Source organism: Halorussus marinus, from assembly GCF_004521895.1.
GTDB lineage: Archaea > Halobacteriota > Halobacteria > Halobacteriales > Haladaptataceae > Halorussus > Halorussus marinus.
Genome location: NZ_SBIR01000005.1, coordinates 15,201 through 39,718 on the forward strand (window position 1 = coordinate 15,201; position 24,518 = coordinate 39,718).

Here is a 24,518-nt window from a genome sequence, read left to right on the forward strand (position 1 = left end):
ATAATCGGAATCTCAGCCCCACAGCATCGCCGACGGCGCGACGGGGTTAATGTAATAAACTTTGAAATCAAATACTGCGACGGTATGGGAGAGAGACTCACTCAGGCGGAGGTGTGTCGATGCACTCCGTAGTGTTGACGAAGGGCGTCCCCGACTTCCGGGAGGGACAGGTGTCGTTCGACGAGGACGGCCACCTCGAACGCGGCGCGACCCCCACGGTGATGAACCCGAACGACGAGTTCGCGCTGGAGGCCGCGCTCCAGACGAAGGTCAAGCGCGGCGGCCGAGTCAGCGTGATGAGCATGGGGCCGCCGGGCTACGAGAGCGTCCTCGAAGAAGCGATGAGCGTGTACGCCGACGACCTCTACCTGCTGTCGGACCGCGAGATGGCGGCCGCGGATACGTGGTCGACCGCGATCACGCTCTCGGCCGGCATCGAGAAGATCGGCGCCGCCGACGAGCAGGGCTCGTCGAGCCCCGCGGAGGAGTCGGAGGAGCCGGATCTGGTGTTCGCGGGGTTCAAGACCGCCGACGGCGAGACGGGCCAGACCGGGCCGCAGACGGCGTGGTGTCTCGACCGCTCGATCGTGACCCACGTCGTCGCCCTCGACGTCGAGGAGGACGAGGGCCGACTCCGAGCCAAGCGGCTGGTCGAGGGCGACCCCGACGAGATCGAGACGGTCGAGACTTCGCTCCCCGCGTTCGTTGTGACCGATCCCGAGTTCGAGGCGTCCTACCGGCGGGCCGAACACCGACTCCGGCACAAGGAGCTCAGAGCCGAGACCGCAGACCGCGTCGAGAACTACGAGGACCACCTCACGACGTGGAGCGCCGAGGAGCTCGACCTCGACCCCGACTTCATCGGGCTCGACGGCTCGCCCACCATCGTCTCGGGCGTCGATCCGATCCCGAAGGCGCCCTCCGAGCGCGAGGCGACGGCGGTCGACCCCGACGACCCCGAGGAGCTACACGCGGTGCTCGAGACGATGCGACCGCTCGCGGGAGGTGACTGACCGTGACCGACGACGCCTCGCTCGACCCCGGCGACCACACGGTCGACGAGCTCCGAGAGGCGCTGACCGACGTCGAGAGCCCCGCGGAACTCGACGCCGCGCTGGCGGCCGAGCGCGAGGGCAAAGACCGCAAGACCGCCCGCGAGGCCATCGAAAAGCGGATCGACGAGCTGGCGGCCGACGACGAGCCCGCCGACACCGCCTCCAGAGAGGACGAGGAGGGCGCCCCCGAGGCGACCGACGACCCGGACCGGGACGAGGACGCGCCCGACGAACGCGACTACGCCACCGAGAACCAGACCAAGGACAAAAAGCACGTCCGGGCGCTGAAGGGCGGACAGTACCGCGACATGTGGGTGTACTGCGAGACGCAGGGCGGCGAGCTCCGGGACGTCTCCAAGGAGATGCTCGGGAAGGCCCGCGAGCTGATGGACGCGTACAACGCCGACTACGACGCCGACGAGCGAGTCGTCGGCGTGCTGGTCGGCGACGGGTCGGTCACCGACCTCACCGACGACGTGATCGCGTACGGCGCGGACGTGGCGATCTACCGCGAGGACGACCGGCTCGAACGCTTCCGGCACAAGCCCTACGCCGAGATCGTCGCCGACATGGCCCGCGGCGGCGCCGAGCCCCCGAACTGGGCGACCGGCGACCCCGGAACCGCGCCCGGCGCCGACTGGCGCGAGTACGACAAGCCCCGGTACTTCCTGTTTCCGGCGACCAACAACGGCCGGGACCTCTCGGCGCAGGTCCAGGCCGAACTCGACTCCGGGCTGGCGAGCGACTGCTCGGGGCTGTTCATCGAAGAGGAGCTGATTTCGAACCCGGTCAAGACCGGCGAGCCCGGCGAGAAGGTGGAGTTCGAGCGCGTGCTCCACATGAAACGCCCCGATTTCTCCGGGTTCGAGTACTCGACCATCCTCTGTCTCGACAACCCCGGCCGGGAGTTCCACCCGCAGGGGTGTTCGGTGATCCCGGGGAGCTTCGACGTGCCCGACCCCGACGACGACCGCGAGGGCGAGGTGATCGAGCACGCGGTCGGGCTCCGCGAGGAGTGGTTCCGGGTCGAGGTGACGGAGTTCGATCGCCTCGACTCCGGCGTCGACCTCACCGGCCACGACGTGGTGGTCGCGCTCGGGCGGGGGATCGGCGACGACCCCACCGAGGGGATCGAACTCGGCCTCGATCTGGTCGACGCGTTCGACGACGCCGCCCTCGGCCTCTCGCGGGGCGTCGTGACCGCCTCGTACGGCGTCGACGGGCACGTCGAGGAGTACGTGGCCGAGGAGCGCCAGATCGGCGAGACCGGCCAGGCGGTCGAACCCGAGCTGTACGTCGCGGCCGGCATCTCCGGGGCGGTCCAGCACAAGGTCGGGATGGACGACTCGGACACCATCGTCGCGATCAACACCGACCCCGACGCCCGGATCCGGGACTTCAGCGACTACTTCATCGAGGGCGACCTCTTCGAGGTGCTCCCCCGCCTCACCGAGTCGATCGAGGCGGGCGAACTGACGATTCAGGCGGAGGCAGACGATGACTGACGACTACGAACACTACGAGGCGGTCGTCGTCGGGGCGGGTCCCGGCGGGGCCGCGGCGGCGGCGACGCTGGCGCGCAACGACGTGGAAACGCTGGTCCTCGAACGCGGCGTCGAGGCCGGGTCGAAGAACGTGAGCGGCGGGCTCGTCTACGCCGAGGAGTCGGCGCCGTACACGCTCTCGGACCTGTTCCCCGGGTTCCGGGAGGCGGCGGCCGAGCGACCGGTCACCGACTACTACCTCCACAACGTGGCGGGCGACCGGGTCAAGACATTCGACATCACCGACCTCCACGACCACGACACCGAGTGGTCCGAGGCGGTCTTGCGCCGGACGATGGACTCGTGGCTCGCCGACCGGGTCCACGAGCTGACCCGCGAGACCGGCGGCGGCCTGCTGACCGACGTTCGGGTCGAGGGTCTCCTCCGGGAGGGCGGCGAGATCACCGGCGTGACCTGCGAGGAACTCGACCCCATCAGGGCCGACCTCGTGGTCGCGGCCGACGGCGTCAACTCCGAGCTCGCCCGCGACGCCGGGCTGATGGACTGGGAGGAGCCAGAAGAGTGGTTCCAGGGGGTCAAGGCCGTGGTCGACGTCCCCGAGGACGTCATCGCCGAGCGGTTCGGGATCGGCGACGACGAGGGCGAGGCCCACCTGTTCTCGGGCGACCTGTTCGAGGGCGTCCGGGGCGGCGGGTTCGTCTACACAAATCGCGACTCGCTGTCGATCGGCACCGTCTTTCACTTAGACAGCCTCGTCGCCGAGGACGCCGAACCCCACGAACTGCTCGACGAACTGCTCACCCATCCCCTGCTCGCAGAGTGGCTCGACGGCCACTACGACGAGGTCGAGTACAGCGCGAAGCTCGTTCCCGATTCGAAGAAGGTCGCCCACCCCGCGCCCCACCGCGGGCGCCTGCTCGCGGTCGGCGACGCCGCCGGCCAGATGCAGGCACAGGGGCCGATCATCAAGGGGATGAACCACGCCGTGACCGCGGGCGCGCTCGCCGGCGAGGCGTTCGCCGAGGCGAAACTGCGCAACGATCCCGCGAGCGCCGGCGACCTCTACGAGCGCAAACTCCGCGAGGAGGGCGTGATGACGAAGCTCCGCCCGCAGGGGTATCGCCTGACCAGCGCGCTCGGCGAGCGCGAGTCGGTGACCGACCTCGCGGACGCGGTGCTGACCTCGGGTGTCGGCCGCCGGGCGGTCCGACTGCTCGGCGATCGACTGGAGGGCCTCTACTCGTCGCCGATCCTCTCACAGATCGTGCCCGACACCCGGACGCCGTACGTCACGATGCCGACCGTCATCGCCGAAGAGCTCGGCGAGCGCGTCGACGCCGATCCCGACTACGAGCCAAAGAGCCTGCTCGACCGCATCGGCGACCTGACCTACGACACCGACGTGGGCGACCCCCACATCGAGCTCCGGGACACCTCCGCGGCCGCCAGCGGCGCGGCGGTCGCGGCGTGTCCGGTCAGCGCCCGGGACTTCGGGGGCGGGTGCTACCGCGAGGAGACCCGAAAGACCAACGGCCACGAGGAGACGGTCGTGAGCCTCGACACCCAGCCCTGCGTCGAGTGTGGCACCTGCGCGGTGGTCGCCGACACCGAGTGGGAGCACCCCCGCGGCGGGAAGGGCGTCGAGTTCAGGCAGGGATGAGCCAGTTCCGCGACCGGATCGGCGCGCTCGCAGACCGGGCGGCGGCCGACAGAGCGGCGTTCGACCCGCCGGCCGACCCGCCCGACGAGGAGCGGGCGCTCGGCTATCTCCGAGACGGCGTCGGCGACGTCGTCGCCTGCTATGTCGACGCTCGGACCGGCGACCTCGTCGGTCTCGACCGCGAGGAGATGGCGCTGTTGGAGCGGGCGCTCAACGACTGGCTGGAGCTGTACGCCCGGTGTCACGGCCGGCGAATCGACGCCGAGTTCACCGCCAGAGAGATCGCGGACCTCGTCGTCGACACCCGCGATCTCGTCGACGCCGCCCAACTGCTGACCGGGGTTCCGCCCCGAGAAACAGTTAAGTGAGTGCGAACTGTTATCATTAACCATGCAGTTTTCGGAGAGCCTCGATTTCGACCACGACGACAGGAAACGCATCTACGAGTACGTCGAGCGCCACGGCGAGGTCGGCGCCGAGGAGGCCCGCGAGCGGCTCCGGGTCGATCCCGGCGGGTTCCGCCACCACGTCGCGATCCTCAAGCGCGACGGCTACCTCGAGGAGCGCGACGGCCGCCTCCGGGCGGCGTTCGACGCCGGGGCCACCGAGGAGTACGAGGTCGAGGGCTTCGAGTTCGTGATCCGGCCCGCCCGACAGGAGGACCTCTCGGGCATCGTCGGCGCGATCCGGCGGGTCGCCGAGGAGCGGACCTACATCGTCGCCGAGAGCGTCGCCGACGAGATCGACCACGACGAGGCGTTGCTCAGACACAACGAACTCGAGTCGCGGATGTTCTTCGTCGCCACCGTCGGCGACGGCGAGACGCAGGCCGGCTCGGACCGGCCGGTCGGGGGACCAGGAGACGACGTCGTCGGGTGGGTCCACCTTCACGCCCCGGAGCTCGACAAGCTGGCCCACACCGCCGAGCTCACCGTCGGCGTCCTCGACGAGTATCAGGGCCACGGGGTCGGGAGCCACCTGCTCGCCCGCGGGCTGGAGTGGGCGGGCGCGAACGGCTACGAGAAGGTCTATCAGAGCGTCCCTTCGACCAACGAGGACGCGATCGCGTTCCTCGAAGGCCACGACTGGGAGACCGAAGCCGTCCGGGAAGACCACTACAAGATCGACGGCGACTACGTCGACGAGGTGATGATGGCGGTCGAGCTGTAGGCGAACATACTTATTCTCGGTGAGATAATCGCCAGTATGGAGACCCGCCGAGTGGCCGCCCTCCTCGTAGTGGTCGGACTCGCAGTGCTCGCCCACCCGGTGTACCTGTTCGCCAACCACGGTCAGGCGTCAGCGTTCGTCCACCAAATCGACGAGGTGCAGGGCGAGCCGATCACCGACGACGCGGTCGCGTACGCCGACCTCCCGCCACGGGCCCGGCGCTCGATCGACGCCGCGCTGAACGGCGAGTCCTCGACCCTCTGGCGGGGCGACCACGACGCCGCCATCGAGGCGCTCCGGGACGCCGAGTACGTCGAGCGCGAGGGCACCTACTACCGGTACTACCTCGCGTATCACGGCGGACTCCTGACCGGGATCGAAACCGCGGCCCGCGTGTTCCTGACTGGGGTCGGATCGCTCGCGCTCGTCGCGGGCGCGTCGGTCGCTCGGACCGGCCGCCTCGTCCCGCTTTCCCCGCGACGCGCGCTCGCGGTCCCGGTCGTGGCGGCGGTCGCGGTCGCGGCGACGAACGTCTACGACGTGGCGCTCTCGGGCGCGTCGGCGGCGTATCTCCTGCCGGCCGAGGCGTTCGGACCGATCGCGCTGTTCGGGGTCGCGGCCGGGGCCGCGCTCCGGCGCGACGACTGGCGAGCGCTCGGAGCGACCGTCGGACTCGGGGTCGTCGCGTCGCTGGCGGCGTTCGCCGGCGGCGCGAACCCGATCGCCGCGGGCATCGTCGGCGCCCCGATCCTCGGTCCGGCGGTCCTCTTTGGCTTCCTGCTGACGGCGCCCCGATCGCGGGTCGCGTCGGTCGAGGAGGCGCCGGCGTCGGCCTGAATCCCACGCCGGCCGCGCCGACCGGCCGGCGGTCGCGAGGGCTACTGCTCGTCGCGGACCGGGAACGCGATCCCGGCGGTCGCGTGGTACTCTTGAATCTCGCCGTCCTCGACGTTCGCGGTCCAGTCTTCTATCTCGACGCCGCTGATGTCGTCGACCGTCTGGCTCGCCTGCCGGAACGCTTCCTCGGCGGCGTCCTGCCACGATTCCTCGGAGGTGCCGAGCACCTTGATGATCGTGACTGCCGTCGTGGCCACCGGTGGTACGACGAGGGGGTGTAGCTTCTTGTGGCCGCGTCGGCCGACCGACGGCTAAAGCGTTCCCGAGAGTCGCTTACGAGTCGGTGTCCTCGCCGTCGTCCGACTCCTGTTCGGACTCGGCGGTGTCTGCGGTCTCCTCCATCCGGTCGGCCGCGGCCTCTCCGCCCTCCTCGACCTGCTCGGACGCCGCCTCGCCGCCGGATTCTATCGACTCGGCGACCGCCTCGCTCCCCTCTTCGACCCGGTCGGCCGCCATCTCGCCCGTCTCGCGGACGCGGTCTGCGGTCTCGCCCGCGACGCTTTCGGTCCGATCCGCGGCCTCGCCCGAACGATCGGTCGTCTCGTCGGCGGCCGACTGGACGCCGCCGGTGACCCGGTCGAGCGCGTCGCCCGTCGACACCGACCGCCGTCGGAGCGCGTAGCCGATGCCGGCCACGAGCCCGAGGAGGAACACCCGCGAGAGCGTGCTCGGGCCGCCGCCGTCGCGTTCGGGAGTTCCGGTCTCCGAGTCCGCGGCGTCGATCGCCGACTCCGCGCGCGTCTCGGCCGCATCGAGCGCGGATTCGGCGCGCGATTCGACCGCGCCGACGCTCGCGTCGCCGAAGAACCGCTCGACGACCGGCCCGAGGTCGACGACGAGGTACGGCCCCCTCGACTCTCCGTCCGCGGTCGTCTCCATCTCGCTCCGGTCGGCCACCGCCGAGACGGCTCCCTTTACCGATTCGGCCGTCGTTTCCGTCCGATCTCGTGTCGTGAATCTACTCATTTTGTCTCCCCACGGGTGTCCTAACAGCGACGCCGTCGAAAAGGGATGTGGCCGGACGGCCGCGTCGAGCCGGCGCGGGGGTCGCTCGGCTCGAGGTCGATCCGCGGAACCGAAAGGCAATTCCCGGACACGCCGGTAGCTTCCCGCATGATTTCCATCGCGCTGGCGGGCAAGCCCAACGCGGGCAAGTCCACCTTCTACAAGGCCGCCACGATGGCCGACGTGGACGTGGCCAACTACCCGTTCACGACCATCGACGCCAACCGCGGGGTGAGTTCGGTCCGCACCGACTGCCCCTGTCTCGAACGCGACGAGCGGTGTGGCGACGAGCACTGCCGGGCCGGCAAGCGCTACGTCCCGATCGAGTTGCTCGACGTGGCGGGGCTGGTCCCCGGCGCCCACGAGGGCCGCGGGCTCGGCAACCAGTTCCTCGACGAACTCACCAACGCCGACGCCATCGTCAACGTCGTCGACGCCTCGGGCGGGACCAACGAGGAGGGCGAGCCCGTCGAGGTCGGGACCTACGACCCGGTCGAGGAGGTCGACTTCATCGAGGAGGAGATGGACCAGTGGCTCGCCGGCATCATCGACCGCAACTGGGAGACCGTCGAGCGCCAGTCCCGATCGCCCGACTTCGACGTCGACGACGCGCTCGCGGAGATGCTGACCGGGTTCGGCGCGACCGAGGCCGACGTGGCCGCCAGCCTCCGGGACCTCGACTACCCCGAGGACCCGATCCAGTGGACCGACGACCACCGCGAGGCGCTTGCTCGCGACGTGCGCGCCCGGACGAAGCCCATCATCCTCGTGGCGAACAAGGCCGACGTCGCGCCGCCCGAGAACATCGAGCGCCTGAACGAGACCGGCAAGCCCGTCATCCCCGCCACCGCCGAGGGCGAACTCGCGCTCCGACAGGCCGCCGAGGCCGGCGTCGTCGACTACGACCCCGGCGACGACGACTTCGAGATCGTCGGGGACCTCTCCGACGAGCAGTCGGCCGGCCTCGAAAAGATCCGAGAAGTGATGGCCGAGCGGGGCGGCACCGGCATCCAGACCGCGCTCGACCACGCGGTGTACGAACTGCTCGACCGGATCACCGCCTACCCCGTCCAGAACGAGACCCGGTGGACCGACGCGAAGGGCAACGTCCTGCCCGACGCGTTCCTCCTCCCGCGGGGGTCGACCCCGACGGACCTCGCGTACGCCGTCCACTCGGACATCGGCGACGGCTACCTCCACGCGGTGAACGCGAAGACGAACCGCGAGGTGAGCGAGAGCTACGAGCTCGAAGAGGGCGACGTGATCAAGATCGTCAGCACCGCGAGCTGAGCGCTCGCGTTCGCCACCGACCGGCGGGTATGCGGTCGCGGGGACCAAGCGACCCACCGATCTCTCGGAATCCTTACGCGGGCGTTTTTGCGACTCGGCGGCGTCGGTGCGTGACATGACGTCCGTCGACCCAGACCTCGTCGAACGCATCGCCGGCCACGACGATTACTTCTCGGCCAAGGAGCTGATCCGGTTTCTCGAACGCCACCACCCGGTCGAGGGATCGGGCCTCCCGCGAGAGCTCGTCGAGGCGTACGCCGAGGCGCTCGACTACGACCGCGAGCGATTCGAGACGTCGCTCGAGGATCGACTGACCGACTCGCGGAGCTGGCGGCCCGGCGAACGCCTCTACGACGTCGACGGGGCCGTCAGCATCTACCCGGCGTCGTGGCACGAGCGACTCGCCGACACCACCGACCTCGCGGCGTTCGTCGACGTGATGTTAGAAAGCGTTCGCGCCCCCGAGGGCGTCGAGATCGACCGCGACCGGCTCGGCATCGCTCAGGACGAACTCCTGACCGCGGTCGAGATCATCGCGGGGCTCGAGAGGAGCGTCGCCTCCAGACTGCTCCGCGAACAGCGCCTCGACGGGTCGCTCGTCCTGTACGCCTTCCAGAACCCCGAGGAGATCGTCCGTCTCCCCGAGGAGTGACTCACCCCTCGAAGAACGACGCGAGCCGGTCGCTCACCGCCTCGGGGCGGTCGTTCTGGAGCCAGTGGGTCGCGTCGGGGAAGTGTTCGACCCGGAGGTCGGGCACCCACCGCTCTAGGCCCCTCGACAGCGCCGTCCCGAGCGCCGGATCGTCGTCGCCCCACAGCAGGAGCGTCGGGACCCGAACCGTGCGGTCGGGCCGGCCGCCGCCGATCAGCGTCCGCGCCTCCTCGCCGAGGCCCTCGCGGAACGCCGCCCGGTAGTAGTTGATCGCGGCGGTCAGCGCGCCGGGGCGACTCGCCGCCCCGCGGTAGCGTCGGAGATCGGTCTCGTCGAAGGTGTCCGAGCCGGCGGTGTCTCGGAGGAGCCTCGCGACGCCGGCTCCGTCGCGCGCGCCGAGCGCGAACTCGGGCACTCCCGGGAGCTGAAACGAGAGGGCGTACCACGACCGGCGCCACTGGTCGGGATCGCGGGCAAGCGCCTCCCGGTAGCGTCCGGGGTGGGGCGCGTTCAGGACCGCCAGTCGGTCGACGACCTCGGGTCGACGGATCGCGGTCTCCCACGCCACCACGCCGCCCCAGTCGTGGCCCACGACCCGGGCCGACGCCGCCTCGCAGTGGTCGATCAGCCCGGCCACGTCGTCGACCAGTTTCTCGATGCGGTACTCGCTCACTCCGCGGGGCTTCTCCGAGCGGTTGTACCCGCGCATGTCCGGCGCGACGACTCGATAGCCGGCGTCGGCGAGCGCCGGGATCTGATCGTGCCACGAGTACCAGAACTCCGGGAAGCCGTGCAACAGGACGACGAGGGGGTCGTCGGGGTCGCCCGCCGCGACGTAGTGGAGGCGCACGTCGTTTGCGAGAGCCTGCTCGTGAGTCCAGGGGCCTCGAATGGTCATACCGGACAGAGGTCCCGCAGCCGAAAAAAGATTGAGCCTCTCGGTCGGGTATCCGCGCCGCGGTCTACGCTTCGGTCGTGGTCTCGCCGTCGCCCATCGCGTCGCCTTCTTCGGTCGTCATCTCCTCGCCTTCTTCGGTCGTCATCTCCTCGCCGTCCTCGGCCATCCCGCCGTCCTCGACGGTCAGGAAGCCGACGTCGATGACCGGGAGCATCTCGACCGTGTAGGGGTCGTCAGCTTCGGGGAAGGTGTAGCGCTCGTCGTCGTTCGTGTCCTGATGGGGCATCGCCACCAGCGGCTGGCTCTCGTTGATCGACCGGTTCAGCTCGACGGTGACGTTCTCGTGGGTGCCGGCCTCGAGGTAGGTCGAGTTGCCGACGACCGGACCGACCGAGACGTTCTCGGGGTCCTCGTACGACGACGCCGTGACGTTGTCCGCGAGGTGGATGGCGATGAATCCGCCCTCGGGGAGCATCGTCTCGTTGACGACGAGTTCGGAGCCGTCGGTGGTCTGGTTCGTCAACGTGACCGTGGCGTTCTCGGCCATCTCCTCGCCCGCGGCCGTGGTCTCCTCACCGTCCATCTCCTCGCCTTCGGTCGTCGTCTCTTGGCCTTCCTCGGTCGTGTCTTGTGCCATCGGCGCCGCACCCATCGCTCCCATCGACATACCGACCGCGAGGAGCGCGACGAGCGCGACGAGTGCTGTCTTACGAATCATTGCACGACGGGCCACGCCGCGTGCGGAGAAGAAACGGACCCACCGTTCAGAACGTGAACGCTGACGTACCGCAGAGTTCAGAACGTGAATGCGGGCGTACCGCCGAGAAACGATCCTTTTCGGAGCCGTAACGATTGATACGGCCGTATACGCCGAGATTAGGGTCGTTCGGCCCCGACGGACCGATCGGATCTGTCGGGCGGCTATGCGGGGCCGAGAGCGCCCGACCGGTCACCCGCCGAGGGGTCGGAACCACACCGCCACCAGCAGGAGCGCGAGGAAGACGTACGACCCGCGGACGAGAAGCATCGTCGCCACCGTCGGGTCTGCCCGGCGGGCGATCGCGGCCACGGCGCCGAACCCGGCGACCGCGGCGACGCTACTCGGCGGGAACACCGCGAGCGCGGCGAACCCGACCACGAGCGCGAGCGCCCCGATCATCAGGCCGAACGCCGCGGTCCGGGCCCGCTGGGGCCCGAGCGCGACCGCCACGGTCGTCTTGTCGATCGAGCGGTCGTAGTCGAAATCCTGCGCGTCGTCGATGACCTTCACGCCCGAGAGCAACACGAGGAAGACGGCGGCGAACGCGATCGGGACCGCCCCGAGCGCGCCGGCCTGCGCGTAGAACCCCCCGAGGATCGCCAGCGCGATCCCCAGCGGATAGCCGGTGGTGGCGGTCACGGGGTTGGTGTCCAACTGGGGAGCGTGGTGGTAGCCAACCAGCCACGTCGGGAGCGTGAGCAGGGCCGCGATCGGCCCGACGATCAGCCACAGGCCGGCCGTGCAGGCGAAAAAGAGCCCGCTGGCGCCGGCGAGCGCGAGCCGACACCCCCGCTCGCTCAGCGGGTGGTCGTCGTCCTCGCCCCGGACGTAGAAGTCGACGTAGCCGTCCTTGACGTGGGCGGTGTAGACGGCGGCGAAGATGGCCGTCGCGTGGAGGACGCCCGGGACGGGCGCGAACGTCCCGGCGAGCACCCCGCCGAACAGCGAACACGAGACCGGCGGGAGCATGAACACGGGGTGGACCTGGGAGGCGAGCGCGCGTGTCGCGGGAGCGACGCCGGACTCCCGGCGCGAGATGGGCATGGGCGCCTAGACGGAAGCGAGCGGGATAAAATCTCAGGGCGAGTCGGCGCTCACCGGACGGCTCGGGTCGCCTCCGCCATCACGTCGAGCGCCTCGCGGATCTGGGCCATGTCGGTTGCGTACGAGATGCGGGCGTACCCCTCCCCGCGGTCGCCGAACGCCTCGCCGGGCACCACCACGACCCCGCGGTCGATGACCTCGTCGACCCAGCCGTCCGGGACCTTCGGCATCGCGTAGAAGGCGCCGGAGGGCGTCGGGGTTTCGAGGCCCATGTCGGCGAGGCCGTCGAGCAACACGTCGCGGCGCTCCTCGAAGGCGGCGACCATCTCGTCGACGCAGTCCTGCGGCCCCGAGAGGGCGGCCTCGGCGGCGAACTGGGCCGGGGCGCTCGCACACGCCTGGGCGTACTGGTGGACCCGGAGCATGCGCTCGATCCGGCGCTCGCTGGCGGCGACCCACCCGAGCCGCCAGCCGGTCATCGAGTAGCTCTTCGAGCAGGCGTTGACGACGACCACGTTGTCCGAGTCGGCGTACGCCATCGGCGAGCGGTGCTCGCCGTCGAAGACTATGTGTTCGTACACCTCGTCGGAGATACACAGCACGTCGTGCTCGTCGGCGATCCGGGCGAACTCCCGCATGTCGGTCTCGGTCTGGACCGCCCCGGTCGGGTTCGCCGGGCTGTTGACCACGAACGCCGCGGTGTCGTCGGTGAGCGCGTCCTCGACCGCCGCCGGGTCGAGCGTGAGGTCCTCGCGGAGCCCGACCGGCACTGGTTCGCCGCCCGCGAGCCGGGTGAGCGCGTCGTAGGAGACGAAGCCCGGATCGGGGAAGATCACTTCGTCGGCGGCGTCGACGTGAGCTTCGAGCGCGATGTGGAGCGCCTCGCTCCCCCCCGCGGTCGCGATCAGGTTCTCGGGCGGGACCGAGAAGTGGTTGTCGCGGTCGTGCTTCGCGCTGATCGCCTCCCGGAGCTCGCGGGTCCCCTTGTTGGAGGTGTAGGCGTCGGTGTCGCCGGCCTCGATCGCCTCGATCGCGGCTCGCCGGGCGTGGTCGGGCGTCGGGAAGTCGGGCTGGCCGAGCCCGAGGTTGATAGCGTCCTCGCCCGCCGCCTCGAACACTTCGCGGATGCCGCTGATCGAGACCTGTTCGACCCTGTCGGAGAAGTCCGTCATGTCACGACGTGTGTCGGCACGCACGATAATTGTTGGTGGTTCTCGGGGATGCCCGGCGCGCGCTCGGCCGGGTTCGCCGGCAGTCGTCGTTATAGCGGTCGCGCCGTGAGCGAACACAGTGAGCGAGCGGACCGAGGAACCATCGACTGAGCGTCCGAGCGACGCGAGGACGCGAGGGAGGTGGTGACGACGAGTTTTTGATCGAGCGTTTGCAAGGGCGGCGCGTTCGGGCGCCGCCCGCAACAAAAGGTCGCTAGGAGAGCCGCGCCGCGATGTCGGCCTCGGTGATGATGCCGACGGTGTTGCCCCGCTCGGTGACGATGACCGCCTTGTTGTGGCCGAGGTCGGTGCTGATCTCGTCGAGAGTGGCGTTCCGGGACTTGGTGGGAAAGCCCTCGCCCATGTACTCGCTGACCGGTCGGTCGCGGGCGTCCTCGTCGACGCTCATCAGGTCCTCGAAGCTGATGGAGCCGACCGGGACGCCGTCCTCGATGACCGGAAGCTGGGAGTAGCCGGCGTCTTGCATCTCGCTCACGGCCGAACTGACCGAGTCGGTGGGCGCGACGCTGACGACCTCCTCGTGCATCAGGTCGTCGGCGCGCACGATGTCGCCCTCAGATTCGTCGAGCGCGCCGACGATGCGCCGGAGCGTCGAGAGGCGCGGGTCGACGTCACCGCCCTCGATGCGGGCGATCAGCGGCTGGGAGACGCCCGCGCGGTCGGCGAGTTCGCTCTGGGTGAGTCCGAGCTCCGTCCGACGGTCTCGGACGTCCTGAGGCGTCGGTAGTTCCATACGATCGGATAACCACGGGTTATAGATAAAGCTTCGGTCTGCTCTCCGAGCCGCCGCGGGCGACCGGACGCTTACTCGTCGCCGCCCAGTTCGATCTCCTCGTCTTCCTCGTACTCGATCGTCTCGACGACTTCGAGCGGGACGTCCCGGAGCGCGCCGCCGACCTCGCTCTTGGCGATGCGCTGGGCGTGTTCCTCGCCCTCGGCGTTGAACACCTTCATCTCCAACAGCAGGCCGACGAGCGAGGTTCCCGCCGCGATGAACGCCGAGTCGAACGGTTCGCCACACGCGGGACAGCCCGTGGCGCCCACCTCGACCTCGACGTAGTCCATGCTCTGGTCGTTGAGCCGCTTGCCGGCTTCGCTGACCGCCACGCCGATGGCGTCGTCCACGTCCTCGACGTCTCGAACCAACCATGCCGCCTCCATCGCAACGAGGTAATTGCTCATACGTATCAGTGGTGGCGCGCCATGTCGTGCTTTATGGTTTGGCCGCGAGCCGTCGGTCGCGGCGCGCGCGGTGCGGACGTGAGTTCGATAATTCTCATAAGTTATGCGTACGCCGCCGGTCGCCAAGTCCGTGCCTACGACTGGGCGTCCCGAACATCCATCCTCGTTGGGCGGAGTGCAACTGGCGTTGAACCGCAAGAATGCGCCGGGCTAAAACGCCGATAACGACCATTATATAACTGAGGCATAGAAATGCTTTTATGTAGGGTCGGTCGAGCCTCGCACGAGGACGCAGTCCAATGCCCACTCGGATTCACCGCGCGGCCGTGTTCGCCCTGTACCAGTTGAGCGTCGCAATCAGCATCTGTCTCATGCCCATGGCGCTGCTCGCCAAGCAGGCGGGAGTGACCCTTCCCGCCCACCGGCTCGTCGAGCGCTTAGAGCGCGCCTACGACGCGGCCGCCTGAGGCGGTCCGGCGGTCGATTTTCGTCACCCCTGCCTCGATAGCGGTCGCGCCACCCGGGCCGATCCGGCGGCGAAGCCGGGCCAATCCGCCCGAAGGGTTGGTTTTATCAGTGCAGACGGACTAGGGGCTCCCAATGCGTAGCCCAATGCACGGTTCCGAGTTCTCCCGGAACGCCGCACGCTTCGACGGTACCGCGACGAACCCCTACGAGCCCGAGCTCGGCTCGCTCCCCGAGCGGTCCGTCGACACCTCCGAGATCGAGGAGCTCAAGACCGGGACCACCACGGTCGGCCTCACCACCAGCGAGGGCGTCGTGATGGTCACCGACCAGCGCGCCAGCCTCGGTAACATGGTCTCTTCGAAGACCGCCCAGAAGGTCGAGCAGATCCACCCGAACGGCGCGCTCACCATCTCGGGCGGCGTCTCGGCGGCCCAGTCGCTGATCCGCACCCTCGAAGTCGAGAACAACCTCTACGAGACCCGGCGTGGCAAGGACATGAGCATGGACGCCCTCTCGACGCTCACCAGCAACCTCCTCCGGTCGGGCGCGTTCTTCATCGTCGTCCCCATCCTCGGCGGCGTCGACGACGAGGGCGGACACGTCTACTCCTTCGACGCGCTCGGCGGCGTGACCGAGGAGACCTACAGCGTCTCCGGGTCGGGGTCGCAGTTCGCGCTCGGCGTCCTCGAACAGGAGTACGACGAGGAGATGGGCCAAGACGAGGCCCGCGAGGTCGCGGTCCGCGCGCTCAAGAGCGCGGTCGAGCGCGACACCGCCTCGGGCAACGGCATGTGGCTCGCCGAGATGACCGGCGAGGGCGTCGAGATCTCGGAGTTCGAAGACTACGACGACGCGATCTAAGACGACCGTTTCCTGCGTCTTCCTGAGCGGAGCGACCGAAGTCGTTCGAGACGGCAGAGTCGTTTGGGCGGTCGGCCCACGAACGCGTCGCTCTTGCAACCGTTCGATCGAAGACACCGGGAGAGCGAGGCTCTCTCGGGCCTGCGTTTGTTTTGTTCGCGCAGACGCGGCGCTCGTCCCTGCGGTCGTCTCTCGCGGTCGGATAGCCGACGCACACGGTGAGCAACAGTGGGAACTCAGAGTGCCCCGTGGCGATGGTTCCGAATCCGGCGTCTCTATCCAGAAGTAGCCACACACTGGGCGTTCAAACTCGGTAACTGCGGGAGGCGAATCTACCGTGGAGAGTCCCCTCAGCTATCGGGAGCGACCGTTCGACGGGCGGATAATCACCGGACAGTCAAAACCGGAATGTCCAGTTCATCGACAATGTAATCGCCGACCGGGCCGAAGATTTCGTCTCCGGCGTCCTGTTCGGTTTCACCCATCACAAGGAGATCATGGTTGCGAGCGGCTTGCCTCAGTTCGAATGCAACGTCACGTTCTGTTCGCACTTCTCGATTGATCTGAACGGACGGAATCCCGTTCTCTGTAAGGATCGAAGCCATCTCGTTTAACACTCTCTCACCCTCGGTTTCTCCCTCCGGATCATCCGGGTCCGCTATGTGGATGAGGCCAACTGAAATAAGGGCATCACGATCGATGATATTGAGGAGATTATCCATACGCTCTTCGGCATTACGCGTGTGCCGGGACGCGATCAGTACTTTCCCCAGCGTGTTTACGCCACCCGGGGTGAGAACCGCATCGACATCGTCACTTTCGGCGATTCTCTGGCGTGTCTCGACCGGGTCAGAGTCGAATTCGAGGTCGAACTCCGTCCGTACTCCTCGTTGTTCGAATCGTTCGGCCTGCTTTTGCAGTTCCGCCGTGAACGCGTCCTCGTACTCGGCCCGTGCCTCTTGGGCGGACTCGTCTTCGTCGAGGTGGTAAAATCCGACGAGTCTCGCGTCCGGGTATGCGAGATTGTTCAGGAACCCAGCGGTCGGAAACTCTGGATCGGGTAATTCGACGAATACGAGGACTGTTGGATGTTTCATACTGACCGTACCAGTAACATCAACCTAATACTTGTGATGTGCGTGACTCGACGCCAGCGGTACTGCCCTGGTGAATCAGTCCCTCCGTTCGACTCGCCTCATCCCAGAGATATGCGATGTTCTCGGTTTTCAGGACACGTCGTTCCTCGATGCGTATCGCGGTGTCGGGAGGCGTTCGAAGACATCGCGCTAGTAGGTGGTGATAAACTCTCCCTACTCCTCGCGCTCCATCGCCGTGTCGCCCCGGCCGACCCAGTCGGCGAAGCTCCCGTCGATGAGGGTCTCGGACTGGCGGTCGATGTACTCGCGTTGCATCCCACAGACCGCCGACTCGAAGTCCTCGCCGTCGTCGAGGCGCTCGCGGACGCGCGCCCGCTTCCAGCTCGCGGGCGTGACCCCGTGGCGGGCGCGCTGGCGGAGCGGCCAGAGGTACTTGGCGGCCTGCTCGTCGGTGAGTCCGCGGGCCTGAAGCCCGTCTTTCGCGTGGGCAAAGATGTCGGTGAACACCGTCTCGCGGTCGGTCGTCTCCTCGCCCGCGTTCGTGATCCAGTAGATGTCGGCGTCCAGACCATCCTCCATGGCGGCGTAGAAGTTATCCTTCGCGACCACCCAGTCTAAGTGCCGAACCGGGTGCTCGCGCCGGAACGTCGATTCGAGGAGGCCGGCGAACGCCGCCTGAAACGCGATCGAGTCCCGGACGGTGGGCTGGGCCGCGATGGGGCGAAACTCGATGCGGGCGTTGGCGGCCGACCGCGTGGCCCCGCCGAAGACGGGGCGGACCCACCGCCAGTAGGTGCCGTGCTTGCGCCGGAAGTGGGCGAACTCGTCGTCGAAGCGATCGCTCGATTCGACCGGCATCGGCACGACGGTGCGGTCGGCGGCGATGCGCTCGATCGCCTGCTCGACGCTCTCGAGGTCCTCGGGGAACCGGACCTTGCCGGGCGCGTCGTCGCGGGCGTTCAGCACCGACTCGAACACGCCGACCCGGTGCTCGTCGTGGCCGTCGTCGAGGATCGCCGCCGGATCGGCGCCGTCGTCGTAGAGGCTCGGCGGGAAGAACGGAGAGTTGACCCCGAGCGCGAGCAGCGGCGCGGCGATCCGGAGCGCGTACTGGAAGTACGTCGGCAGGTCCCGGGCGTGGGGCACCTGATAGTGGGGCTGGATCGAGGTGATGAGGCTCTCTGGCATCACGGTGTCGGCGTCGAGGGCGACGTGCGGGGCGTCCAGACACATCCCCACGTCGGCGTCGGTGTTCGCCATCGCGTGGTAACGCACCGAGTCGCTCATGTTCGAGGCGATCCGGACTCCGCGATCGGTGACGCTGTCGAGGAGGTACTCTCGGGCGGTCTCGCCCGCCGGCGGGATGGTCCACATCGCGTCGCTGACCAGTCGCATCCCCTCGGCGGCGGTGCGGTCCTCGGCGGCCGAGAGCCGGGCTTTCACCTCCGACTCCTGGGAGGCGAGCCCGTGGGCGTTCAGCGGCTGGGGGCTGGTCGACATCTCGGCGTTGTGCAGTCCAAGCTCCTTCTCGAAGCCGATGAGTTCGAGGAGGCGTCGAGGCACCCGGTGTAAGGCGGCCGTCTCGGCGTCGACCGCGTAGAACTCGTACTCGAAGCCGATGATCGCCTGCGGGTTGTCGAACGTCCCCTCGTCGATCTCGGCCGCGATGACCTCCGCGTCCTCCTCGACCCGAGCCTGAAACGTCTCGGGGTCCACCGATCGCACGTCGTCGACCTGCGCGGCGAGGTCGGATTCGGGCATACAGGCTGAATCTCACGCGATGGCCTTGAATCCACGGGCTCCGACTCGCATCCGTCGGTTCCGGCCGTCCTCGCGCGCGCCGAAGCGGTCGAGTCGCCGGAGTTATGCCGGCTCGCGCCGACGCTCGCACATGGACGTTGCGATACTGGGCTGTGGCTACGTCGGGCTCGAACTCGGCCGCCGACTGACCGACGCGGGCCACCGCGCCGTCGGGGTCAGGCGCTCGGAGTCGGGGCTCGACGCCATCGAGTCGGCGGGCTTCGAGGGCGTCCGGGCGGACGTGACCGACCCCGAGTCGCTGGGGGCGGTCCCGGACGCCGACGCGGTCGTCTTCGCGGCCAGTTCCGGGGGCCGGGACGCCGAGGCCGCCCGCGAGGTGTACGTCGAGGGGCTCCGGACCGCGATCGAGTCGTTCGGCGCGCGCGAATCGCCGCCCGATCGGTTCGTCTACACCTCCAGCACCGGTGTGTACGGCGACCACGGCGGCGACTGGGTCGACGAGGAGACGCCCCTCGATCCGACCACCGAGAAGACCGAGGTGTTGGTCGAGGCCGAGCGACTCGCCCGCGAACTCCCGCCCGAATACGGCGTCGACGGCACGGTCGCCCGACTGGCGGGCATCTACGGCCCCGACCGAACGAGGCTGGAGCGGTACCTCGACGGGCCGGTCACCGAGGGGTATCTGAACATGGTCCACCGCGACGACGCGGCCGGGGCGGTGGCGTTCCTGCTCGACTCCGACCTCGCACGCGGCGAGACGGTGCTGGTCGTCGACGACGAGCCGGTTTCGCGGTGGACGTTCGCCGACTGGCTCGCCGACGAGTGCGGCGTCGAGCGTCCGCAAAAGCGGACCGTCGAGGAGCGACTCGACGACGCCGACCTCTCCGAGCGGGCCCGGCGCCGGCTCCTGACGAGCAAGCGGTGCTCGAACGAGAAGCTCCGCGGGCTGGCCTATCAGTTCGCGTATCCGACCTACCGGGAGGGGTATCGCGACGAAATCGACCGCTTCCGGGCGGATCGGGCCTGAGATCCGGCGCGTTCATATCGGGAAAATTTCTTGTCGGTCGGCGTTGACAGTCAGGGACATGCAATCGCCGGTGTTCCCGGACCCGCGGGTTCGACAGCTCGTGCGCCTCGCGGAGTCCTACGGGCTGGACTCCCCCGAGCTCGCGGGGGCGGCGGCCCTCGGCGCGATCGCCGTGGTCGCGTCGGTGTGGCTGGTCGTCCGCTGGATCCGACGACCGATGGGCGTGCGGCTCAAACGCGCGCTCGCCGACCGCGAGTCGGTCGCGATCCTGATGCACCCCAACCCCGACCCCGACGCGATGGCCTGTGCCATCGGAGTCGCGCACCTCGCGGCCACGGTCGGGACCGACGCCACCCTCCAGTACGCCGGCCAGATCCGCCACCAACAGAACCGAGCGTTCCGGACGGTGCTCGATCTGGACTTCGAGCGGATCGACCACGAGCGCGAGATCGCCGACGACGACGTGGTGCTGGTCGACCACAACACGCCCCGCGGCTTCGAGGGCGCCGAAGGCGTCGAACCGTACGCGGTCGTCGACCACCACCCCGGGAACGGCACCGGCGAGGAGTTCACCGACCAGCGAACCGACTACGGGGCGTGTGCGACCATCGTCGCCGAGTACCTCGAAGACGTCGACGCGACGCCGGCCGATCCCGACGAGTCGCCGGGCGACGTCGACGGACTCGTCGTCCCCTCCGACGTCGCCACCGGCCTCCTGTACGGAATTCAGGCCGACACCAAACACCTCACCAACGGCTGTACCGACGCGGAGTTCGCGGCCGCGGCGTACCTCTATCGGGGCGTCGACGAGGACCTGCTCGATCGGATCGCGAACCCGCAGGTCAGCGCCGAGGTGCTCGAAATCAAGGCCCGGGCGATCTCCGACCGGGACGTCCGGGGGTCGTTCGCGGTCAGCGACGTCGGGCGAGTCTCCAACGCCGACGCCGTCCCGCAGGCCGCCGACGAACTCCTCCAGTTAGAGGGTGTCACGGCGGTGGTGGTCTGTGGCCGGCGGGAGGAGACGGTCCACCTCTCGGGGCGCTCCCGGGACGATCGGGTCCACATGGGGAAGGCCCTCGAAGCCGCCGTCGGCGACATCCCCGGCGCGAGCGCGGGCGGTCACGCCCGGATGGGCGGCGGACAGGTCCCGGTCGACGGCGCGGCCTACGCCCACGGCGAGGAGGCGGCGCTGTGGTCCCAGACCGAACTCACCGGCGACATCTTCGCCGCACTCAACGGGGACGTGTAGCTACTCGACGACGACGCTCCCGACCATCCCGGCGGCCTCATGGGGGATGCAGAAGTACTCGTGGGTCCCCGTCGCCTCGAAGGTCCGGACGTAGGCCTGCCCCGACTGGACCGCGCCCTTCCCGTTCTCCCAGCCAGCCTCCGCGGCCGCCTGATCGTCGAAACCGCCGGACGCCCAGTAGTCGGCCCCCTCGGGGAGGTCGTCCTCGTACGCGGTGATCGAGTGGGGTTCGCCCTCGGCGAACGCGAAGGCCACCGTGTCGCCTCGCTCGACGGTCAGTTCGGCCGGGTCGAACGAGACCGCCGTCATCTCGACGACGTGGTCGGCGTCCTCGGGGACGCCGTCGACGACGTTCGGGCCGCCGGTCAGTTCCGTCTCGGTGCCGCCCGACTCGCGCTCCCCGACCGGGGCCGCGTCGGGTGCGCCGGCGACCGCGAACTCGGCGCGGACCGCCGCGTCCGCGAACGCCGCGAGCGCGTCCGAGACGCCGCTCCCGTCCTCCAGCGCGTCGACGAGATCGCCGAGTCGGGCCTCGAACGCCTCGTAGGCCTCCCGATCGGCGGATTCGAGGCGCTCGTGGACCGCCGCTTGCTCGAACCCGGCGAACGCGTCGCGCGCGACGGTCGCGGCCGCGCCGCCGAAGTCGCCGCCGGCGTTCGCCACGACCGCGTAGATGGCGGCGACGGCCTTCTCGTCGAACGCCGTCGCCGCGGCGTAGGCGTCGCCGCTCTCGGTCGCGTCGCCGACCGCGGTCAGGCGGCGCTCGAAGGACTCGTACAGGTCCCGATCGGCGGCTTCGAGCGCCTCGTGGAAACCGCCGGCACCTCGCTCGAAGTGCTGGAACGTCGACTCGACGACCGACCGGGCGCGATCTGACTCTCCGAGCGCCGAGAGGCCGGCGGCGTCGAACGCCCGAGCGCTCATCAGCCCGCTCTCGGCGGCGCTGACCGTCGGCTCCCCGGCGACGATCGTCTCGAACTCGAACAGCGCGTCCTCGACGCCCGCGGCGTGCGTCTCGACGCCCTCGTCGTCGCCGTCTCCGAAGGCCGGGATCAGGCCCTCCCGGAGATGCTCGTGCTCGAAGGCCTCGTAGAGGTCCTCGCTCGCGCCTTCGAGCGCCTCGTGGACGCCCAGTTGGTCCGACTCGAAGCGCTCGAAAAGGCCCTGAGCGACGCTCTTGGCGGCCGCCCCGTCGCCGAGCGCGTACAGTTCGCGGGCGTCCTCGAACCGCGCCCGCAAGAACGCGGCCTGGAGGACGGCGGCCTCGGTCTCGGTCGCCAGCGACGAGACGCCGGTCCGGAGGTGGGTCTCGACCGCGTCGGCGGCGTCCCGGGCGGCCTCGGCGTCGCCGTTCTCGGCCGCCGCGGCGAGGTCCTCTAATGCGCCCTCGAAGCCCTCGTAGGCCTCCTGATCGGCGGATTCGAGCGCCTCGTGGGCCTTCGCGCCCTCGAAGTGCGCGAAGATGTCTCGGGCGACCTGCGTCGCGCGGTCGGACTCCCCGCGGGCGGTCAGCCACGCGGAATCGTACGCCCGCGCCCGGTAGACGTTCAGCGCCGCCGCGTGCGCGAAGTCGGTGGAGGGCCCGCCCAGCGAGGCCAGCGCCCCGGCGTCGTAGGCCCGGGTCTGCATCGCGGCGAGGTAGCCGGCACCGGCCGCGGCCTCGCTGTCGGCGACCGCGGAGGCGCCGGTCGCCGCGGCGTCGAGGGCCGCGTCGGCACGGGCGCGGACGTCTTCGACTCGCTCGTCGGTCGCCGCGGCGTTCGCGCCGTCCAGCGCCGTCTCGAAGGCCTCGTAGCTCTCTCGGTCGGCCGATTCGAGCGCCTCGTGGGCATCGGCTTCCTCGAAGGCGTCGGCGGCGTCGCCAGCGACCGCGGCGGCGGCCTCGAACTCGCCCGCATCGGCGAGCGCGGCGGCCGTCGAAGCCCGCGACCCGAGCGCGAGCAGATCGAGCGCGGCGGCGTTCGCTTCGCCGGCGCGGTCGGCCTGTGCGGCCCCGAGGTGGTCGTCGACGAGGTCGGCCTCCACTCGCATCTCCTCGACGTTGCCCTCTCGGGCGCGCTGTCGGAGTTGGCCAAGCGCCTCCTCGAACCCCTCGTAGCGGTCCTCGTCCGTCGCTTCGAGCGCCTCGTGGGCGCCCCACTCGCCGCCGGCCCGCTCGAACTTCTCGAAGGCGTCGGCCGCGATCCGGGCGCTCGAATCGAACGCCCCGGCGAGCCCGATTCCGAGCGCGTCCCGGGCCAGCGCCCGGTAGACGTTCCACTCGGCCGCGACCGCGACCGCGGCCGGTTCCGGCGCGCTCGAGGCGTCGGTGTCCGTGGTCTCGGTCGCGGTAGTGCGCTCGCCCTCTTCGAGCATGCCGCTACACCCGGCCAGCGGGAGGCCGGCGATCGCCGCCGATCCCGCTTTCAACAGATCGCGTCGGTTCGTCGCCATACTGTTTTAGGCTTACCTAAATATTGAAAAGCGTTCCGTTTTAGGCCCACCTAAATACCGGCGAGCGGGGTCGGGTTTCGGACGAACACCGCAGTCTTATCCCGGTAGCGGGGCTACCTCCGGGTATGGCCACCGCCGACGGCACGTACGAGTACAAGCTCCAGCACGGCGACGACTTCGGCCGAACGTACTTCCGGCGGTTCAACGACCTCGCGATCTCCTCGATCGGCGTCGGCACCTACCTCGGCGACCCCACCGACCCCGTCGACGCCCGCTACCGCGACGCGATCGAGACCGCGCTCGAATCCGGGATCAACGTGATCGACACCGCGATCAACTACCGGTGTCAGCGGAGCGAGCGCGCGGTCGGCCGGGCGATCGACGACGCCGACGTCGCCCGCGAGGCCGCGTTCGTCTCCACGAAGGGCGGGTTCGTCCCCTTCGACGGCGAGCGCCCCGACGATCCCGGCGAGTACGTCCGCCGGGAGTTCGTCGAACCCGGGCTGGTCGACCGCGAGGACCTCGCCCGCGGGAGCCACTGCATCGCCCCGGCGTTTCTCGACGAGCAACTCGACCGATCGCTCGAGAACCTCGGGGTCGAGGAGATCGACCTCTACTACGTCCACAACCCCGAGACCCAGCTCGAAGCCCGATCGCGCGAGGCGGTGTACGATCAGCTCGAAGCGGCCTTCACCCGCCTCGAGGAGCGCGCGGCGGCCGGCGACATCAGCAACTACGGGGTCGCGACGTGGAACGCCTTCCGGGTGCCCGGCGGCGACGACGAGTACCTCTCGCTACCCGAAATCGTCTCGCGGGCCCGGGCGGCCGCCAAGGCCGCCGAGAACACCGCGACCCACTTTCGGGCGATCCAGCTCCCGTTCAACGTGGTCATGGCCGACGCGTTCACCGTCGAGGCCCACGAGGGCCCCGAGGGACCCCAGAGCGCGCTCTGGTTCGCCCACGAGGCGGGGCTGAACGTGTTCACGAGCGCGAGCATCGCGCAGGGGGACCTCGCCGAGACGCTCCCCGACGACGTCGCCGACCGACTGGCCGGGGAGACGACCGTCCAGCGCGCGATCAACTTCGCCCGGAGCGCGCCGGGGGTGACCTCGTCGCTGGTGGGCGCGAGTCGCCCCGAGCACGTCGAGGAGAACGCCGCGGCGGGCCGCCACGACCCGCTGGGCGCCGACGCCTTCGACGCGGTGTTCGAGTAGCTGGCCGGTCGGCGGGTTCGGCTTTCGGAAGCTTTGACTGTCGGCTCCGAGTAGGCCC

Annotated in this window: 24 protein-coding genes; 13 read left to right on the forward strand and 11 right to left on the reverse strand. The window is 69.2% G+C overall.

From position 1 onward, the window contains the following. Positions 1–119 precede the first annotated feature (119 nt). From EPL04_RS07405 to EPL04_RS07430, 6 genes are read left to right on the forward strand one after another with little or no spacing between them, the layout of a single operon-like run. Positions 120–1,013 carry an electron transfer flavoprotein subunit beta/FixA family protein gene (locus tag EPL04_RS07405; protein WP_134670696.1) on the forward strand — a complete coding sequence of 298 codons (894 nt, stop codon included), beginning with the start codon at positions 120–122 and terminating at the stop codon, positions 1,011–1,013. A gap of 2 nt (positions 1,014–1,015) precedes the next feature. After that, a complete protein-coding gene (locus EPL04_RS07410) occupies positions 1,016–2,560 on the forward strand; it encodes an electron transfer flavoprotein subunit alpha/FixB family protein (RefSeq protein WP_134670697.1) in 1,545 nt (514 codons plus the stop codon). Next, on the forward strand, positions 2,553–4,220 hold the full coding sequence (locus tag EPL04_RS07415; RefSeq protein WP_134670698.1) for an FAD-dependent oxidoreductase: 1,668 nt from the start codon (positions 2,553–2,555) through the stop codon (positions 4,218–4,220). The genes EPL04_RS07410 and EPL04_RS07415 overlap by 8 nt, the downstream gene beginning before the upstream one ends. Continuing rightward, complete coding sequence (locus EPL04_RS07420) at positions 4,217–4,588, forward strand: hypothetical protein (RefSeq protein ID WP_134670699.1); 372 nt, start codon at positions 4,217–4,219, stop codon at positions 4,586–4,588. Before EPL04_RS07415 ends, EPL04_RS07420 begins: the two co-directional genes overlap by 4 nt. A gap of 22 nt (positions 4,589–4,610) precedes the next feature. Then, positions 4,611–5,390 (forward strand): GNAT family N-acetyltransferase, encoded by a 780-nt coding sequence (locus tag EPL04_RS07425; protein ID WP_134670700.1) that lies wholly within the window; start codon positions 4,611–4,613, stop codon positions 5,388–5,390. A gap of 36 nt (positions 5,391–5,426) precedes the next feature. Further along, complete coding sequence (locus EPL04_RS07430) at positions 5,427–6,227, forward strand: hypothetical protein (RefSeq protein ID WP_134670701.1); 801 nt, start codon at positions 5,427–5,429, stop codon at positions 6,225–6,227. Between the two features lie 41 nt (positions 6,228–6,268). Here EPL04_RS07430 and EPL04_RS07435 read toward each other — a convergent pair whose 3' ends face one another. Together EPL04_RS07435 and EPL04_RS07440 are read right to left on the reverse strand one after the other, a co-directional pair. Then, positions 6,269–6,484 carry a dodecin family protein gene (locus tag EPL04_RS07435; protein WP_134670702.1) on the reverse strand — a complete coding sequence of 72 codons (216 nt, stop codon included), beginning with the start codon at positions 6,482–6,484 and terminating at the stop codon, positions 6,269–6,271. A gap of 76 nt (positions 6,485–6,560) precedes the next feature. Then, the gene (locus tag EPL04_RS07440; protein WP_134670703.1) at positions 6,561–7,253 is read right to left on the reverse strand and encodes a hypothetical protein; all 693 of its coding nucleotides are present in this window, start codon (positions 7,251–7,253) and stop codon (positions 6,561–6,563) included. A gap of 147 nt (positions 7,254–7,400) precedes the next feature. Here EPL04_RS07440 and EPL04_RS07445 point away from each other — a divergent pair, with 147 nt between their 5' ends. Continuing rightward, entirely contained in the window at positions 7,401–8,582 is a 1,182-nt protein-coding gene (locus EPL04_RS07445; protein WP_134670704.1) for a redox-regulated ATPase YchF, read from the forward strand. A 115-nt stretch (positions 8,583–8,697) separates the two neighbouring features. Continuing rightward, positions 8,698–9,234: a hypothetical protein gene (locus EPL04_RS07450; protein WP_134670705.1), complete on the forward strand. Its 537-nt coding sequence runs from the start codon at positions 8,698–8,700 to the stop codon at positions 9,232–9,234. Between the two features lies 1 nt (position 9,235). On the opposite strand, the gene EPL04_RS07455 is transcribed toward EPL04_RS07450, so the two are convergent. From EPL04_RS07455 to EPL04_RS07480, 6 genes are all read right to left on the reverse strand, one after another. Next, positions 9,236–10,132, reverse strand: a complete 897-nt coding sequence (locus EPL04_RS07455) for an alpha/beta fold hydrolase (protein WP_134670706.1) — start codon at positions 10,130–10,132, stop codon at positions 9,236–9,238. 64 nt (positions 10,133–10,196) lie between these two features. Next, positions 10,197–10,850: a DUF7282 domain-containing protein gene (locus EPL04_RS07460; protein WP_134670707.1), complete on the reverse strand. Its 654-nt coding sequence runs from the start codon at positions 10,848–10,850 to the stop codon at positions 10,197–10,199. 231 nt (positions 10,851–11,081) lie between these two features. Then, a complete protein-coding gene (locus tag EPL04_RS07465; protein WP_134670708.1) occupies positions 11,082–11,936 on the reverse strand; it encodes a UbiA family prenyltransferase in 855 nt (284 codons plus the stop codon). Between the two features lie 50 nt (positions 11,937–11,986). Then, positions 11,987–13,108 carry a pyridoxal phosphate-dependent aminotransferase gene (locus tag EPL04_RS07470; protein WP_134670709.1) on the reverse strand — a complete coding sequence of 374 codons (1,122 nt, stop codon included), beginning with the start codon at positions 13,106–13,108 and terminating at the stop codon, positions 11,987–11,989. Positions 13,109–13,361: 253 nt separating this feature from the next. Continuing rightward, positions 13,362–13,901, reverse strand: a complete 540-nt coding sequence (locus tag EPL04_RS07475) for a CBS domain-containing protein (RefSeq protein ID WP_134670710.1) — start codon at positions 13,899–13,901, stop codon at positions 13,362–13,364. A gap of 71 nt (positions 13,902–13,972) precedes the next feature. Next, positions 13,973–14,350: a DUF555 domain-containing protein gene (locus tag EPL04_RS07480; protein WP_134670711.1), complete on the reverse strand. Its 378-nt coding sequence runs from the start codon at positions 14,348–14,350 to the stop codon at positions 13,973–13,975. Positions 14,351–14,649: 299 nt separating this feature from the next. Between EPL04_RS07480 and EPL04_RS18700 the strand changes: the two genes are divergently transcribed. Both EPL04_RS18700 and psmB read left to right on the forward strand, forming a co-directional pair. After that, complete coding sequence (locus EPL04_RS18700; protein WP_167599436.1) at positions 14,650–14,817, forward strand: hypothetical protein; 168 nt, start codon at positions 14,650–14,652, stop codon at positions 14,815–14,817. 133 nt (positions 14,818–14,950) lie between these two features. After that, positions 14,951–15,679 (forward strand): archaeal proteasome endopeptidase complex subunit beta, encoded by a 729-nt coding sequence (psmB, locus tag EPL04_RS07485; protein WP_134670712.1) that lies wholly within the window; start codon positions 14,951–14,953, stop codon positions 15,677–15,679. Between the two features lie 386 nt (positions 15,680–16,065). Here psmB and EPL04_RS07490 read toward each other — a convergent pair whose 3' ends face one another. Beyond that, on the reverse strand, positions 16,066–16,776 hold the full coding sequence (locus tag EPL04_RS07490; RefSeq protein WP_134670713.1) for a universal stress protein: 711 nt from the start codon (positions 16,774–16,776) through the stop codon (positions 16,066–16,068). Positions 16,777–16,989: 213 nt separating this feature from the next. Then, the gene (locus EPL04_RS07495) at positions 16,990–18,537 is read right to left on the reverse strand and encodes a hypothetical protein (protein WP_134670714.1); all 1,548 of its coding nucleotides are present in this window, start codon (positions 18,535–18,537) and stop codon (positions 16,990–16,992) included. A gap of 130 nt (positions 18,538–18,667) precedes the next feature. On the opposite strand from EPL04_RS07495, the gene EPL04_RS07500 reads away from it, so the two are divergent. Further along, positions 18,668–19,564, forward strand: a complete 897-nt coding sequence (locus EPL04_RS07500; RefSeq protein ID WP_134670715.1) for an SDR family oxidoreductase — start codon at positions 18,668–18,670, stop codon at positions 19,562–19,564. Positions 19,565–19,622: 58 nt separating this feature from the next. Then, positions 19,623–20,813 carry a DHH family phosphoesterase gene (locus EPL04_RS07505; RefSeq protein WP_134670716.1) on the forward strand — a complete coding sequence of 397 codons (1,191 nt, stop codon included), beginning with the start codon at positions 19,623–19,625 and terminating at the stop codon, positions 20,811–20,813. On the opposite strand, the gene EPL04_RS07510 is transcribed toward EPL04_RS07505, so the two are convergent. Continuing rightward, the gene (locus EPL04_RS07510) at positions 20,814–23,246 is read right to left on the reverse strand and encodes a DUF5059 domain-containing protein (RefSeq protein WP_134670717.1); all 2,433 of its coding nucleotides are present in this window, start codon (positions 23,244–23,246) and stop codon (positions 20,814–20,816) included. 125 nt (positions 23,247–23,371) lie between these two features. On the opposite strand from EPL04_RS07510, the gene EPL04_RS07515 reads away from it, so the two are divergent. Continuing rightward, a complete protein-coding gene (locus EPL04_RS07515) occupies positions 23,372–24,460 on the forward strand; it encodes an aldo/keto reductase (RefSeq protein WP_134670718.1) in 1,089 nt (362 codons plus the stop codon). The last annotated feature ends 58 nt before the right edge of the window (positions 24,461–24,518 follow it).